This window comes from Paenirhodobacter sp. (genome assembly GCF_047600745.1).
Lineage (GTDB): Bacteria > Pseudomonadota > Alphaproteobacteria > Rhodobacterales > Rhodobacteraceae > Rhodobacter.
Window position 1 is genome coordinate 1965981 of record NZ_JASGKI010000004.1, and the last position, 14020, is coordinate 1980000.

14 protein-coding genes, 1 tRNA gene and 1 pseudogene (1 of these 16 running past the window's edge) are annotated in these 14020 nt (G+C 67.7%); 8 read left to right on the forward strand and 8 right to left on the reverse strand.

What is annotated here, in order from left to right:
• Positions 1-122 precede the first annotated feature (122 nt).
• The gene (locus tag QM789_RS18395; protein ID WP_420353253.1) at positions 123-623 is read left to right on the forward strand and encodes an Lrp/AsnC family transcriptional regulator; all 501 of its coding nucleotides are present in this window, start codon (positions 123-125) and stop codon (positions 621-623) included.
• A 719-nt stretch (positions 624-1342) separates the two neighbouring features.
• On the opposite strand, the gene QM789_RS18400 is transcribed toward QM789_RS18395, so the two are convergent.
• From QM789_RS18400 to QM789_RS18415, 4 genes are all read right to left on the reverse strand, one after another.
• Positions 1343-1418, reverse strand: a tRNA-Thr gene (locus QM789_RS18400).
• A 99-nt stretch (positions 1419-1517) separates the two neighbouring features.
• Complete coding sequence (locus QM789_RS18405) at positions 1518-2972, reverse strand: heme biosynthesis protein HemY (RefSeq protein WP_420353254.1); 1455 nt, start codon at positions 2970-2972, stop codon at positions 1518-1520.
• Positions 2973-2982: 10 nt separating this feature from the next.
• Positions 2983-4317 carry a hypothetical protein gene (locus tag QM789_RS18410; protein ID WP_420353255.1) on the reverse strand — a complete coding sequence of 445 codons (1335 nt, stop codon included), beginning with the start codon at positions 4315-4317 and terminating at the stop codon, positions 2983-2985.
• 69 nt (positions 4318-4386) lie between these two features.
• Entirely contained in the window at positions 4387-5088 is a 702-nt protein-coding gene (locus QM789_RS18415) for a uroporphyrinogen-III synthase (RefSeq protein WP_420353256.1), read from the reverse strand.
• A 72-nt stretch (positions 5089-5160) separates the two neighbouring features.
• Here QM789_RS18415 and tsaD point away from each other — a divergent pair, with 72 nt between their 5' ends.
• The 4 genes and pseudogenes from tsaD to QM789_RS18435 all read left to right on the forward strand — a co-directional run bounded on the left by tsaD (position 5161) and on the right by QM789_RS18435 (position 7873).
• Positions 5161-6243, forward strand: coding sequence for a tRNA (adenosine(37)-N6)-threonylcarbamoyltransferase complex transferase subunit TsaD (tsaD, locus tag QM789_RS18420; RefSeq protein WP_420353349.1), 1083 nt, complete (start codon positions 5161-5163; stop codon positions 6241-6243).
• Positions 6240-7184: an NAD(P)H-dependent glycerol-3-phosphate dehydrogenase gene (locus tag QM789_RS18425; protein WP_420353257.1), complete on the forward strand. Its 945-nt coding sequence runs from the start codon at positions 6240-6242 to the stop codon at positions 7182-7184. Before tsaD ends, QM789_RS18425 begins: the two co-directional genes overlap by 4 nt.
• Positions 7185-7186: 2 nt before the next feature.
• Positions 7187-7411: pseudogene (locus QM789_RS18430) on the forward strand (YciI family protein); the annotation flags it as partial.
• Between the two features lie 42 nt (positions 7412-7453).
• Positions 7454-7873: an EVE domain-containing protein gene (locus QM789_RS18435; protein ID WP_420353350.1), complete on the forward strand. Its 420-nt coding sequence runs from the start codon at positions 7454-7456 to the stop codon at positions 7871-7873.
• 40 nt (positions 7874-7913) lie between these two features.
• On the opposite strand, the gene QM789_RS18440 is transcribed toward QM789_RS18435, so the two are convergent.
• Positions 7914-9350 carry an aldehyde dehydrogenase family protein gene (locus QM789_RS18440; protein WP_420353258.1) on the reverse strand — a complete coding sequence of 479 codons (1437 nt, stop codon included), beginning with the start codon at positions 9348-9350 and terminating at the stop codon, positions 7914-7916.
• A gap of 190 nt (positions 9351-9540) precedes the next feature.
• On the opposite strand from QM789_RS18440, the gene QM789_RS18445 reads away from it, so the two are divergent.
• On the forward strand, positions 9541-10197 hold the full coding sequence (locus tag QM789_RS18445) for a redoxin domain-containing protein (RefSeq protein ID WP_420353259.1): 657 nt from the start codon (positions 9541-9543) through the stop codon (positions 10195-10197).
• Between the two features lie 39 nt (positions 10198-10236).
• On the opposite strand, the gene QM789_RS18450 is transcribed toward QM789_RS18445, so the two are convergent.
• The 3 genes from QM789_RS18450 to smpB are packed head-to-tail and all read right to left on the reverse strand — an operon-like array spanning position 10237 to position 12802.
• The gene (locus tag QM789_RS18450) at positions 10237-11418 is read right to left on the reverse strand and encodes an aromatic amino acid transaminase (RefSeq protein WP_420353260.1); all 1182 of its coding nucleotides are present in this window, start codon (positions 11416-11418) and stop codon (positions 10237-10239) included.
• Positions 11418-12269 (reverse strand): 3-mercaptopyruvate sulfurtransferase, encoded by an 852-nt coding sequence (gene sseA, locus QM789_RS18455; protein WP_420353261.1) that lies wholly within the window; start codon positions 12267-12269, stop codon positions 11418-11420. Before sseA ends, QM789_RS18450 begins: the two co-directional genes overlap by 1 nt.
• Positions 12270-12328: 59 nt before the next feature.
• Entirely contained in the window at positions 12329-12802 is a 474-nt protein-coding gene (gene smpB / locus QM789_RS18460; protein WP_420353262.1) for an SsrA-binding protein SmpB, read from the reverse strand.
• A gap of 126 nt (positions 12803-12928) precedes the next feature.
• Between smpB and msrP the strand changes: the two genes are divergently transcribed.
• A complete protein-coding gene (gene msrP, locus QM789_RS18465) occupies positions 12929-13828 on the forward strand; it encodes a protein-methionine-sulfoxide reductase catalytic subunit MsrP (protein WP_420353263.1) in 900 nt (299 codons plus the stop codon).
• Positions 13828-14020, forward strand: the 5' portion of a protein-coding gene (gene msrQ / locus QM789_RS18470) for a protein-methionine-sulfoxide reductase heme-binding subunit MsrQ (RefSeq protein WP_420353264.1). Its footprint extends 374 nt past the window's final position; the window shows 193 of its 567 coding nt (coding positions 1-193); its start codon is at positions 13828-13830; its stop codon lies beyond the right edge, outside the window. The genes msrP and msrQ overlap by 1 nt, the downstream gene beginning before the upstream one ends.

The following is a 14020-nucleotide window of genomic DNA, read 5'->3' on the forward strand; positions in this document are numbered from 1 at the left end:
TGCCGGACCCGCCCGCAGATCGCCCCGCGCGCCCGCTGCGGCGCGGCACGCCCGGCAGAATCGGCTTGTGCTTCGCGCCGGGCGGGAGACAATTTAACGAAAAACAGGGGTGGCAAAATACGATGAAAGACAATGACGGCAGTGTGACACTGGACCAGATCGACCTGAAGATCCTGGAACGGCTTCAGGTCGATGGCCGCATGACCAATCAGGAACTGGCCGATTCCGTCGGCCTGTCGCCCAGCCCCTGCCTGAACCGGGTGCGGCGGATGGAGAAGGCGGGCGTGATCTCCTGCTTTCAGGCGCGGGTCGAACTGACGAAGGTCTGCCGCCATGTCGATGTGATCGCCGCCGTCACCCTGCGCGACCACGGGCTGAAGGATTTCAAGACCTTCGAGGATATGGTGACGGAGATGCGCTTCGTCGTCGAATGCACCAAGGTCAGCGGCCCGATCGACTACCTCGTGCGGTTCATCTGCCCCGATGTGGCGGCCTATCAGATGCTGTCGGATGAACTCCTCCGGCTGGGGCCGAAGATCAGCAACCTGTCGAGCTATATCGTGCTGCGAACGGTGAAACCCTTCCGGGGCCTGGCGCTGGAGGGGCTGGTCTCCCTGAAATAGGGCATGGGGTAGGGCGGGGAGGGACGATGCCTCGGCCTGCTCTCCGGACATACCGGGTCTTGAGGAGCCGCTCCTGCCGCTTCAACCCTGTCCTCCCGCCCGCTGGGGTGAAACGGAGTGGCTGAACCCGAGGCGTTCTGCGCCCCTGCGGGGATGAGCCGAAAATAAACGACACGGAACAGAACGAGCTGTTCCCCGCCCCTGCGGGGATGCCAAGTTCCGGGTATGGTCGGCCCTTGCCCTGTTCCCCGCACTGGGCCGGTTCGTCACATCGCGGTGGAGCGCAACGCGTCCTGTTCCCCGCCCCTGCGGGATGAACCGAACCGCTTGCGGATTGTCTGCGCCGTAATCCTCCGCTCACCAGAGGGGGTGAGCCAATGGCCATGGCCTCGGGAAGCCGGTCCCGTTCGCCACATCCGCTGGGATAGGCCCGGTGTCGCCAGCCTGCGCAGAAACGATTCCCCGCATCCGTGGGGAACCAACGGCATAGACAGCCGATCGCCGGTCCGGACACTCGGTCCCCCGCTTCCGGGGAGGGACACGCCTTCGGCAACGTCACGCCGTGAACCGCGCGCCTCGGTCCTCCGCTTCCGGGGGGACACTCTTCGTGCTGGCGGCTGCCGGGGCTTCGTTTTCTGCGTAGAGGGGGCATTCGCCCTCTGCGGCAAAGCAAAAGGCCGCCCCGGGGGACGGCCTTTTCGCTGGTTCCAGTAGGGTACTGGTGCCGGTGAAGGGACTCGAACCCCCGACCCCATCATTACGAATGACGTGCTCTACCAGCTGAGCTACACCGGCATTTCCATGAATGACCGAAACCGGTCACCCGACCCCGCCGACATGAACCGCCGGGATCCTGTGCGGGCAGTTAGCATGCCCGCACGGCGTTGTGTAGCCCTATTTTTCGTCCGGCTTGCCGTCCACCGGGGCTTCTGCGGCGGCATCGACCCAATCGGGGGCCGGTTCCGCCGGTTGCGGCTTGCCCACGATCAGCGGCAGCATCTCGGCCCCGTTCGGCAAGGGCATTTCGGTCTGGACCGGTTCGCGCCAGGTGAGCGTATCGAATCCGCCGCAATTGTCGCAGACCGGGGTCCATTCCGCCTGGATGTTGTGGCACTTGTCACAGCACCACTGCGGCCCGCGCGGCGCCGTCAGCGCCCGGGCGAGCCAGCCGCGCACCACCGCGTCATCCGCGCCTTCGCCCCGCTCGACCGCCGCCAGAATCGCCAGCACGCGCGCCGTGGGATGGGTTTCCGGCAGATCGCCCAGGGCCCGCCGCGCCGCCGGGAAATCCTCGACCGCAAGGGCGAGTTCGGCGCGCAGCAGCTTCGTTTCCTCGTCATCCGGACGCAGCGACAGCAGCTTTTCGAACCGTTTCAGCCGCGCCGCCGGATCCTCGTCGGGTACGATCGCGGCGAAGGCCGCCGCCAGATCCGGATGCGGGCGGGCTTCCCATGCCTTCAACAGCACCCGCGTCGCATTCTTCGGCTTGCCCTCGGCCACATAGGCGCGGGCCGCCAGAACCGCCGCCGGGATCAGGTCGGGCGAGGATTTGTTCGCGGCGATCGCGGCTTCGCGGGCCTCGATCGTGGCGCCCTCGGCAAAGACCTCCTTGGCTTCCTGAAGCGCCATCACCGCGTCGCGCCGCTTGTGGACATCCTTCGGCAACAGCCCCTGCCAGCGCTTGGCGTTGAGCACCTCGCGCGCGCCCTTCCAGTTGCCCTTCTCGGCCTGCAACTGCAACAGCGTATCCTGCACTTCGACGTGATTCGGCTTCAGGGCATAGGCTTTCTCGGCCAGTTTCAGCGCGGTATCCGTATCGCCATCCTTGAGCTTTTGCCGCATCAGGCCGCGGACGCCGACGAAACGGGTGCGGTCATCGCCCAGAAGCTTCTTGTAGACCTCTTCGGCCTTGCGGCTGTCCCCGGCCACTTCGGCGGCCTGCGCCGAGAGCAGGTTGGTCAGCTCGGGACGGTGCAGGAAGCGTTCCGCCCGCGCGGCCTTCGACAGCGCGAGCTTCCCCTCCCCGGAGGCGACGGCCAGCATCCCCTCGGCCAGCGCCTCATATCCCTTGCGCTCGCGGCTGCGGTCGAAATAGCGGGTGACCGCTGTTTCGTCGCCGTTGATGAAGCGCAGGAAGGCGACCAGCAGCCCGGTGAGTTTCAGCGCCAGCCAGACCAGCGCGAACAGCACCAGCGCCGCGATCACCGCAGACACCGGGCGCAGCGTATATTCGGTTCCGGCAAAAATCAGCCGCAGCCCCTGCGCGCTGTCGGCCAGATGCGCGCCGACGAGCGCGACCACCGCGACGATGGCGATGAACAGCGCGACCTTGATGAAGGACCAGATCATCGGTGTCCCCTCACTTCACGGATTGCGCAAGGTCGGCCACCGCCTGATCGGCGGCGATGCGCAACTGCGCCTGGGTGATCCAGCCCGACATCAGCGCCTGCCCGGCCTGGGGCAGGGCGCCGATCTCCTGGATCGCGCGGGGCAGGTCGCCATCGTCGACCGCGGCCTGGGCGCGCGACATCACCGCATCGGGGTCCGTGCCCTCGCGCGGGGTCAGCGACCGCGCCCCGGTCTGCGCCATCAGGAAGGCCCCGAGACGCTCGCCCAGCCCGGTGCCCGCCGCAGCCTTGCGCGAGGCAGTCAGCGCGGTGCGTGCGGCCTCGGGGAAAGTGGATTGCAGCACGGAGAGGCCGGGCACATCGGCTTTCAGCGCATCGGGCACGGTCAGCCCGGCGGCTTCGGCATCGGCGAGGGCGGGGGCCAGCGGCACCCCGGCCTGCAAGGCGGCAGCCACGCGCGCCGCCGCCGCCTGTTGCAGGCTGCGCCTGGCGGCGGCCTCGGCGGCGGAGCCGATCTGCGAGGCCTGGCCCTGTGCGCTTTCCAGTTCGGATTTCACCGCCGCAGCCGCAGCGGCGATCTGCGCCTGCACATCCCCGACATTGCCGACCCCCGAAAGTTGCGCGCGCAACGTGTCGATCTGCGATTGCAGCGCGGCGGCGCTATCGACGGGGGCGCCGCCTTCGACCACGGCGACGGGGCGGGATTCCAACGCGGTGATCCGGTCGGCCAGCGCCTTGACGCTCTCCTGAAGGGTGCGCATGTCGGCCGCATTCGCGTCGAGCGCGCCTTGCAGGCCGGTCAGATCGGCCGCCGGGGCGGGGGCGGCTTTCAGCGCCTCGACCGAGGCGGCTACCGCGTCGATCCGGCTGCCCTGCGCGCTGAGAGCCGAATCAAAGGCCGTGGTGTTGGGCTGCGGCGGCTGGATCCAGCCGGCAAGCTGCGGCGGCAGATGCGGGATGGCATAAAGCGTGGCCCCGCCCCCGATCAGCGCGGCCACCACGCCGCCCAGAATCAGCGCCCCGGCACCCGGCCCCTTGTGCACCACTACCGGCGCGGCAGGTTCGGGCTTCGCGGCCTCCGGTTCCGGTTTGACGGGCTCGGGGGTGGGTTCGGGGTCCGTAACGGGCTCCGGCTCCTTGGGGTCGCTGTCAGCGGGTTCGGACTCTGCGGGCGTGGAATCCTTCGGTTCCTCAGCCCAGGGGCCGGTTTCCGTCGAGTCCGGCGCGGCGTCATCGGCGACCGTTTCCGCGGGCGCGGCCGTTTCGGGCGCGGCGGTGACGGGCGGCACCTCGGGGGCCTCTGTGCCCTCGGTCGCATCGGTGCGATGAGTCGTTCGGTTTGCCACTGCTACTCCTCCAGTCTCGCGCGGATGCGCCGTGTTACGGGGGCAGTCTAGTGGCGGGTTTGCCGCCGCTCAACCCGCCTGATTCTTCAATAGCTGTGCTATGGCGTCCAGAATGCCGCCCTGATCGGGTGAGGGCGCGATTTCGAGCCGTTCGGCCCCCGTTTCGGCCCCTGTGCAGGCCCGCGCCGCCGCCCCGGAAATCGCCGCGATCCAGAGCATCGCCCGCGCGCCCCGTGCCGCCGCCGCGAACCGCGCCGCTCCGCGCGGCGAGAACAGCGGCACCAGAATCGGGCCGGGCCGGTCCAGCAGGCCGCGCGCCTGCGGCGAGAGGGGCAGATCCTGCTGCCGGTAGACGATGACCTCCGCCGTGGGCAGCCCGGCCCGGGTCAGTTCTGCGGCAATGGGCCGCGCGACCTCCAGGCCACGGGCATGCACGATCCGGCCCCGGGGCCGCTCGGACAGGATCAGCGCGCACAGGCCCCGCGCCTCACCGGGCCCCGTCACCACCCGAAAGCCGGCCGCGCGCGCCGCCTGTGCCGTGCGGGTGCCGACGCAATAGGCCAGCCGTCCAGCCCCGGGCACGGTCACGCCGCGTTCCGAGGTAAAGATCAGCACATCCGCCTGAGGCACCTCGGTGCCGGTCGGCACGATTTCCGTCAGGGGCGCGCTTACCACGGGCCAATCCGCGCCGAACCGCGCCCGGAAGGCATCGGCGAAGCGCGCGGCGGCTTCGGCGGGGCGGGTGACGAGAACGGTCGGGCGGGTGGTCACGGGCGGCCCCGGGATTGTATGAACACGCCCCCGGTGTTACCTGCGAAGATGAAACCGCGCAACCGGACCGCCATGAGCCAGAGCCTGACCTTCCTCGGCATCGAATCGAGCTGCGACGATACCGCCGCCGCGGTCGTGCGGCTGGAGGGGGGCACGCCGCGGATCCTGTCTTCGGTGGTGGCGGGGCAGGTGGCGCTGCATGCGCCCTATGGCGGCGTGGTGCCGGAAATCGCCGCACGCGCCCATGCCGAGAAGCTGGATATCTGCGTCGAACAGGCGCTGGCGGAGGCGGGGGTGACGCTGCGCGCGCTCGATGGGGTGGCGGTGACGGCGGGGCCGGGGCTGATCGGCGGGGTGATGTCGGGCGTGATGTGCGCCAAGGGGATCGCCGCCGGGGCGGGGCTGCCGCTGGTGGGGGTGAACCATCTGGCGGGCCATGCGCTGACGCCGCAACTGTCCGAGGGGCTGGGCTTTCCCTATCTCTTGCTGCTCGTTTCGGGCGGGCATTGCCAGTTTCTGACAGTGCGCGGGCCGGAGGAGTTCACCCGGCTGGGCGGCACGATCGACGATGCCCCGGGCGAAGCCTTCGACAAGACGGCGAAACTGCTGGGCCTGCCGCAGCCCGGCGGGCCGATGGTCGAGGCCGAGGCGGCGATGGGCGATCCGAAGGCGGTGCCGTTTCCGCGCCCGCTGTTGGACCGGCCGGGCTGTGACATGTCCTTTTCCGGGCTGAAGACGGCGCTGCTGCGCGCCCGCGATGCGGTGGTGGCGGAGCGCGGCGGGCTGACCCGCAAGGCGCGGGCCGATCTCTGCGCGGGGTTTCAGGCCGCCGTTTGCGACGTTCTGGCCGAGAAATCGCGCCGGGCTTTGGCGGCCAGCCCCGAGGTGACGGCTTTTGCCGTGGCGGGGGGGGTGGCGGCGAACCGGGCGATCCGGGCGCGGCTCGAAGAGGTTGCGGCACGGGCCGGGGTGCGCTTCGCGGCGCCGCCGCTCCGGCTGTGCACCGACAATGCAGCGATGATCGCCTGGGCCGGGATTCAGCGGTTCGTGGCCGGGCACCGGGACGGGATGGACCTGGCGGCGCGGCCGCGCTGGCCGCTCGACCGGGCGGCGCCGTCGATGCTCGGCTCCGGCAAGAAGGGGGCGAAGGCATGATCGCGGTTCTGGGGGCGGGGGCTTTCGGCACGGCGCTGGCGATCACGCTGGCGCAGAACGGGGCGGTGGCGCTCTGGGCGCGCGATGCGGACCATGTGGCGCAGATGCGCCGCACCCGCCGCAACGATCGCCGCCTGCCGATGGCGGAGCTGCCCGGGAATGTCAGCGTTACGGCGGAACTGCCGCAGGCGGAGACGATCCTTCTCGCCATGCCGATGCAGCAGATGGGGGCGTTTCTGGCCACCCATCGCGCGGCGCTGGACGGGCGGCGGCTGGTGGCCTGCTCAAAAGGGATCGACCTTGCGACGGGGCAGGGGCCGGTCGCGCTGATCCGGGGGGCCTGTCCGGGGGCGGTGGCCGCGATCCTGACCGGGCCGAGCTTTGCCGCCGATATTGCGCGCGGGCTGCCGACGGCGCTGACGCTGGCCTGTGCCGGGAAGGGCGCGGCGCTTCAGGCGGAACTGTCCACGCCGACGCTGCGGATCTATCGCACCACGGATACGGTGGGCGCCGAACTGGGCGGGGCGCTGAAGAATGTGATCGCGATTGCCGCCGGGGTGGTGATCGGGGCGGAACTGGGCGATTCCGCCCGCGCCGCGCTGATGACCCGGGGCTTCGCCGAGATGACGCGGCTGGCCGCCCGGCTGGGGGCGCGGCCCGAAACGCTGGCGGGGCTGTCGGGGTTCGGCGATCTGGTGCTGACCTGCACTTCGGCGCAGTCGCGCAATTTCCGCTATGGCGTGGCTTTGGGGCAGGGCGCGGGGTTCGACCCGAACACCACCGTCGAAGGGGTGGCGACCGCGCGCGCCGTGGTCGATCTGTCCCGCCGTATCGGCATCGAGATGCCGGTGGCCGCCATGGTCACCGCGCTGTCGGCGCATCGTATCACCGTGGCCGAGGCCACTCAGGCGCTGTTGACGCGCCCGCTCAAGGAGGAATGACCATGTATTTCGCTCTGCTCTGCCGTGACAAACCCGGCGCGCTGCAAACCCGGCTCGACAACCGCGAGGCCCATCTGGCCTATGCCAACGGCAGCGGCGTGGTGTTCCTGGGCGGGCCGCTGATCGAAGACGGCGCGATGGTCGGATCGCTGGTGATCGTCGAGGGTGACCGTCAGGTGGCCGAGACCTTCGCCGCGAACGACCCCTATGCCAAGGCCGGCCTGTTCGAGAAGCGTCACCATCACCGAATGGAAACGGGTCATCGGCTGATGGCGAAATGGCTGTTCAAATCCGAGCCCGACGTCTTTTCCTGGGATGACCTGGTTGCGAAGGGGGCCGCAGGGGAACAGTGGGACGGCGTGCGCAACTATCTGGCGCGCAACAACATGCGGGCGATGAAGCTGGGCGATCAGGGTTTCTTCTACCATTCCAATCAGGGCAAGGAGATCGTCGGCATCGCCGAGGTCTGCGCCGAGGCGCATCACGACACGACGACCGAGGATCCCCGTTGGGACTGTGTGGACATCCGCGCGCTGCGCCCCGTGGCGAACCCGGTGACGCTTGCCGATGTGAAGGCGGAGCCGCGGCTGGCGGACATGTCGCTGGTGACCTCGATGCGGCTGTCGGTGCAGCCGGTGACCGAGGAGGAATGGCGGATCGTCTGCGAAATGGCGGGGATCGCGCCCTGAACGGACCTGTTGGCCGGGGGCCCGGCCAACAGGAAACGGCCTATTCGAACCAGCCGCCGATCGACTTCACATCGCAGAATTCCTCGATGCCCCAGCGGCCGCCTTCGCGCGCCCGGCCCGAGGAGGACACCCCGCCGAAGGGCGCGCCATTGCCCCGGCTCTTGCCATTGGCGACGACCATCCCTGAGTGGAATTCCCGCAGGATGCGGTTCGCCCGTTCGGCATTCTGCGTCTGGACATAGTTGGTCAGGCCATAGGGCGTGTCATTGGCGATCGCCATCGCCTCTTCCTCGGTGTCGAAGGGCATGATCGACAGCACCGGGCCGAATATTTCCTCGCGCATGACCGTCATGTCGGGCGTGCAGTCGGCAAAGATCGTCGGGCGGACGTAATAGCCCTTGTTTAGCCCTTCGGGACGGCCCGGCCCACCGGCAAGGAGCGTCGCGCCTTCCTTGATGCCGCTTTCGATCAGGCCCTGGATCTTGTCATACTGGCTTTGGTTGATGACCGGGCCGATGTGGTCGCCCTCTTCGCGCGGGCTGCCGACGCGGGTTTCCTCGGCGGTCTGTTTCGCAATTTGCAGCGCCTTTTCATAGGCCGGACGTTCGACCAGCATCCGCGAGGGCGCGTTGCACGACTGGCCCGAATTCTCGAACATATGCCGCACGCCACGGCGCACGGCCTCGTCGTCGGCATCGGCAAAGACCAGATTCGCCCCCTTGCCGCCCAGTTCGAGGCAGACGCGCTTGAGCGTTTCGGCGGCGTTCTTGCTGATCGCGCGTCCGGCGCGGGTCGAGCCGGTGAAGGAGATCATCTCGACATCCGGATGGGTCGAAAGCTGCGTGCCCACGCCCGCGCCATCGCCGTTCACCAGGTTGAACACGCCCTTCGGCACCCCCGCCTGATCGACGAATTCCGCGAACAGAATCGAGGACAGCGGTGCCTCTTCGGAGGGTTTCAGCACCATCGTGCAGCCCGCCAGCAGCGCCGGGATCACCTTCAGCGTGACCTGATTCATCGGCCAGTTCCACGGCGTGATCAGGCCGACGACCCCCACCGGCTCATAGGCGATCATCGCGCCCGGGGTGCCGTCGCCGAGCGGGTGGATCCAGTCGAATTTCTTCGCCGCCTCGATGAAGCATTTGATGTGATAGGCCCCGGCCCCCGTCTGTGCCGCGCGGGCAAGCGTGATCGGCGCGCCCATCTCAAGGCTCATCGCCTGGGCCATTTCCTCGGCGCGGGCCTTGTAGATCGCGTAGATCTTTTCGACATAGGCCAGCCGTTCAGCGGGCGGAACGGCCTTCCAGCCGGGCAGGGCGGCCTTCGCGGCAGCGACGGCGGCCTCGGTATCCGCGCGTTCGCCGAGAGAGATCACCGCGCAGGGCTCTTCGGTCGAGGGGTCGATGACATGGTAATCGCGCCCCGCCAGCGGCGCGACCCAGGCGCCGTCGATGTAGAATTCGCGTTTCGTGAGCATGGGGATCCTCCTGTTTGCCCCGGAGCGTGCCAGCCGCCGCGCATGAAGGCAACGGTGGAGAAGGATTTTCCACCCAAGGGCCAGATGGCGATGATTTTCTCCTGAAGTATGGGGGCAATCTTCGGAGGGGATGAAACTTCCTTCTCCCTGACCTAGATTCCGCCCGGATTCGATACAGAGGGAGAGCAAGATGGCTCTGCGCATCAACGACACGGTTCCCGATTTCACTGCGCCTTCGACGGCGGGCGAGATCCGCTTCCACGACTGGCTCGATGGCCATTATGCGGTGCTGTTCTCGCATCCGCGCGACTTCACGCCGGTCTGCACCACGGAATTCTCGGCTGTGGCGCAGCTTGCGCCGGAATGGGCCGCGCGTGGCACCAAGGTCATCGGCGTTTCGGTCGATTCGGTCGAGGATCACGCGAAATGGAAGCATGACATTCAGGCACTCGGCGGCGCCCCCGCCGATTTCCCGATCATCGACGACACCTCGCTCACCGTGTCGAAAGCCTTCGACATGCTGCCCGCCGATTACTACCTGCCCGGCGAGGGCCGCACGCCCGCGCATTCGGCGACGGTGCGCACGGTCTACATCATCGGGCCGGACAAGAAGGTCCGCCTGACGATTTCCTATCCGATGTCGGTCGGGCGCAACTTCGCCGAGATCCTGCGCGCGCTGGATGCGGTGCGGGCGACGGATGGTGTGCCCTTCGCCACCCCCGCGAACTGGCAGCCCGGTCAGGAAGTGATTCTGGCGCTGTCGGTCTCGACCGAGGATGGCGAGAAGAAATTCGGCAAGGTGGAGACGAAGCTGCCCTATCTGCGCTTCGTGAAGCAACCGGCCTGATCCGGCGCCGGCGCTCCCCGCCGGGGAGCGCCGGTTGGCTCAGACCCCGGCGGCGACGATCGCGCGGGCGAGGACCGGAACGCTGTCCGTGTTCAGCCCGGCGATGTTCATCCGCGAATCCCCGACCATATAGATGCCGCTGTCGGTGCGCATCTTCTCCACCTGTTCCGGCGTCGCGCCGAGGCGCGAGAACATGCCGCGGTGGTGGGCGAGGAAATCGAACCGGTCGGAATTGGTCAGGCGGCGCAGTTCCTCGGCCAGCTGGCTGCGCAGGCCGAGCATGCCGGAGCGGACTTCTTCGAGCTCATCTTCCCACATCCGGCGCAGCTCCGGATCGGTGAGGATGGTGGTCACCACCCGCGCGCCGTGATCGGGCGCGAAGGAGTAGGTCTGCCGGTTCAGGAAGCCGAGCGTGTTTTGCGTCACCGCCCGGTTTGCCGCATCGCCCAGCACCAGCAGGCAGCCGGTGCGTTCGCGGTAGATGCCGAAATTCTTCGAGCAGGACGAGGCGATCAGCACCTCGGGCAGGCGCGTGGCCAGCAGGCGCGTGCCCGCCGCATCCTGTTCCAGCCCGTCGCCAAAGCCCTGATAGGCGAGGTCGATCATCGGCACGGCACCCTTCGCCGCCAGCAGATCCGCCACCGTCCCCCATTGGTCGAGCGTCAGATTCGCCCCCGTCGGGTTGTGGCAGCAGCCATGCAGCAGCACGAGGTCGCCCTTCTGCACGGCTTGCAGATCCGCGATCATCGCCGCGAAATCCACCGCCCGGGCCTGCGCGTCGAAATAGCGGTAGCTCTTGCGCGGCAGCTTCATGAAATCGAGGATCGTCAGGTGGTTCGGCCAGGTCGGATCGCAGACCCAGACGGTGGTGCCGGGATTGGCCATGCGCGCGATTTCAAACGCCATGCGCACGGCGCCGGTGCCGCCCACGGTCTGCAACGCCGCCAGCCGCTCCGCCGGATAGCCCTTGCCCAGAACCAGTTCCGCCATCGCGGCGTGAAAGGCCGGTTCGCCCGGCATCTGGGTATAGGTCTTCGTGGTCTCATTGTCCCAGATCCGCTTTTCGGCGGCCCGGACGGCGCGCATCACCGGCGTCACGCCCTGCGCGTTCTTGTAGACCCCGACCCCCAGATCGACCTTTTCCGTGCGCGGATCGGCGTTGAACATGCCGATCAGTTGCAGGATCTTGTCGGGGGCCTGCGGCGTCAGGGTCTGGAACATCATGCTTCTCCGGTTGCGACCTTCAGGTCGTTGTACATGCCCCATTCGGCCCAGGATCCGTCGTAAAGCGACCAGTCCCGCTTGCCGATGATCTCCAGCGCGAAGGCGAGGATCGCGGCAGTGACACCCGAGCCGCAGGAGGTGATGACGGGTTTCGTCAGGTCCACACCGGCGGCTTCAAACGCGGAGCGCAGGTCGGCGGGGGATTTCATCGTGCCGTCGGCGTTCAGCAGCTGGCCGAAGGGCAGGTTCTTCGCCCCCGGGATATGGCCCGAACGCAGGCCCGGGCGCGGCTCCGGCGTGGCGCCGGTGAAGCGGTCATGCGCGCGGGCATCGACGATTTCATGGTCGCGCAGCTTTGCGGCATGGGCCACCTGCGTCACGTCACGCACCAGCGCCGCCTGACGCTGCACCGTCATGTGGCGGTCGCGCATCACGGGGGGCAGGTCTTCGGTCTCGCGCCCCTCGGCGATCCATTTCGGCAGGCCGCCGTCCAGCACGGCGACATCGGTCTTGCCCATCAGGCGGAACAGCCACCACACGCGCGGCGCGGAAAAGATCCCGGCCTGATCGTAGATCACCACCTGATGGCCGTCACCCACGCCCATCGCCCGCATCCGGGAGATGAACTTTTCCGGCGGCGGCGCCATATGCGGCAGCGAAGACCGGGTGTCGGAAATCTCGTCGATGTCAAAGAACCGCGCCCCGGGGATATGGGCGCTGTTGTAGCCCGCCTTCGCATCCTTGCCGGAGCCGGGCATGAACCACGACGCATCGAGAATCCGAAGATCCGGATCGTGCAAATGGGCAGCCAGCCAGTCGGTGGAAACAAGCGTTTTCGGATCATCCATCGCATCACCCTCCCGGTTTCCCCTTGTGTTAGCGGGAAGGCCGGGGGCGGGCAAGGGCGCTAGAGGCTTTGCTTCAGCAGGCGCTGTTTCTGGCGGTCCCAGTCGCGCTTGGCTTCGGTCGCGCGCTTGTCGGCGAGCTTCTTGCCGCGCGCGGTGCCGATCAGCAGCTTCACCCGGCCGCGGTCGTTGAAATACATCTTCAAGGGCACGATGGTCATGCCCTTGCGCCCGACATCCTGCCACAGGTTCGACAACTGCCGTTTCGACACCAGCAGTTTCCGGCGGCGGCGTTCCTCATGGCCGAAGACGCCCGCTTCCTTGTAGGCGGCGATATAGGAGTTGATCAGCCACAGCTCGCCCCCTTCGATCGAGGCATAGCTTTCGGCGATATTGGCCTGCCCGCGGCGCAGCGATTTCACCTCGGATCCGGTCAGCACGATGCCCGCCTCAAGGTCGTCCTCGATGGCGTAATGATAGCGCGCCTGCCGGTTTTCGGCGATCAGCTTTGAATTGGGGTCGTGTTTATGGGCCATGATCCCCCGGAGATAGGCGACGGGGGCGCATCTGTCCAGTCGGGTCACATTTGCGAAAGCAGGACATTTTCGATGCGGCACTGGCGCCGGGTCGCGCTATCCTGTGCCGCGAACCGGAGGTGAGCGATGCGAAAGACGCCGACCTGGGCCGATGTGACGCCGAAAGCGCAGTTCCTGCGGCGGCGCGAGGTGCTGGCGGGGGCCCTGGCCGTCGGGCTGGCGGGGCCGGCGGCGGCGAGGATAGACGCGCGGCCCTCGCCGCTGTCGACCGAGGCGAAGCCGAACACCTACGAGCAGATCACCTCGTACAACAACTTCTACGAATTCGGCTGGGACAAGGATGATCCGAAGGCCCATGCCGGGCGGATGACCACGGATCCGTGGTCGGTCGAAATCGGCGGGCTGGTCGAGCGCCCCGGCAGCTATGCGCTGGAGGATGTGCTGCGGATGGCGCCGCTGGAGGAGCGGATCTATCATTTCCGCTGTGTCGAGGCCTGGTCGATGGTGATCCCCTGGATCGGGCTGCCGCTCTCGGCGGTGCTGGATCGGGCGGGGGTGCGGCCGGGGGCGAAGTTCGTGGCCTTCGAGACGCTCTACCGTCCGTCGGAGATGCCGGGGACAGGAATTGACTGGCCCTATGTCGAGGGGTTGCGGCTCGATGAAGCGAGGCATCCGCTGACAATTCTGGCCTCGGGGCTTTATGGCGAGGCGCTGCCGAAGCAGAACGGCGCGCCGCTGCGGTTGGTGGTGCCGTGGAAATACGGCTTCAAGTCGATCAAGAGCATCGTGAAGATCACCCTGACCGAAGACATGCCGCCGACCTCGTGGAACCGGTTGCAGCCGAGCGAATACGGTTTCTATGCCAATGTGAACCCGGCGGTGGACCATCCGCGCTGGAGTCAGGCGACGGAACGGGTGATCGGCGCGGGGCTGTTGGCGGCGCGGGTGCCGACGCAGCCGTTCAACGGATACGCGGATCAGGTGGCGGGGCTTTATCAGGGTATGGACCTGCGGACGTTCTACTGATGCGGCGGATTCCTGTCTGGGCGGTCTATCTGGCGGGGCTGATCCCGCTGGGCTGGGTGCTGTGGCTGGTGGTCTCGGGGCAGATCGGCGTCGATCCGGTGAAGGAGATCGAACACCGGCTGGGCAAGATCGCGCTGTGGTTCCTGATCGGCGGGCTGGCGATCACGCCACTGCGGCGGTGGGCCAACCTGC

Coding starts and splice junctions, on each gene's coding strand:
- QM789_RS18435 (WP_420353350.1), top strand. CDS start 7,454: ATGGCGAAATGGCTGTTCAAATCCGAGCCCGACGTCTTTTCCTGGGAT.
- QM789_RS18440 (WP_420353258.1), bottom strand. CDS start 9,350: ATGCTCACGAAACGCGAATTCTACATCGACGGCGCCTGGGTCGCGCCG.
- smpB (WP_420353262.1), bottom strand. CDS start 12,802: ATGGCCCATAAACACGACCCCAATTCAAAGCTGATCGCCGAAAACCGG.
- QM789_RS18445 (WP_420353259.1), top strand. CDS start 9,541: ATGGCTCTGCGCATCAACGACACGGTTCCCGATTTCACTGCGCCTTCG.
- msrP (WP_420353263.1), top strand. CDS start 12,929: ATGCGAAAGACGCCGACCTGGGCCGATGTGACGCCGAAAGCGCAGTTC.
- QM789_RS18405 (WP_420353254.1), bottom strand. CDS start 2,972: ATGATCTGGTCCTTCATCAAGGTCGCGCTGTTCATCGCCATCGTCGCG.
- sseA (WP_420353261.1), bottom strand. CDS start 12,269: ATGGATGATCCGAAAACGCTTGTTTCCACCGACTGGCTGGCTGCCCAT.
- tsaD (WP_420353349.1), top strand. CDS start 5,161: ATGAGCCAGAGCCTGACCTTCCTCGGCATCGAATCGAGCTGCGACGAT.
- QM789_RS18395 (WP_420353253.1), top strand. CDS start 123: ATGAAAGACAATGACGGCAGTGTGACACTGGACCAGATCGACCTGAAG.
- QM789_RS18425 (WP_420353257.1), top strand. CDS start 6,240: ATGATCGCGGTTCTGGGGGCGGGGGCTTTCGGCACGGCGCTGGCGATC.
- QM789_RS18450 (WP_420353260.1), bottom strand. CDS start 11,418: ATGTTCCAGACCCTGACGCCGCAGGCCCCCGACAAGATCCTGCAACTG.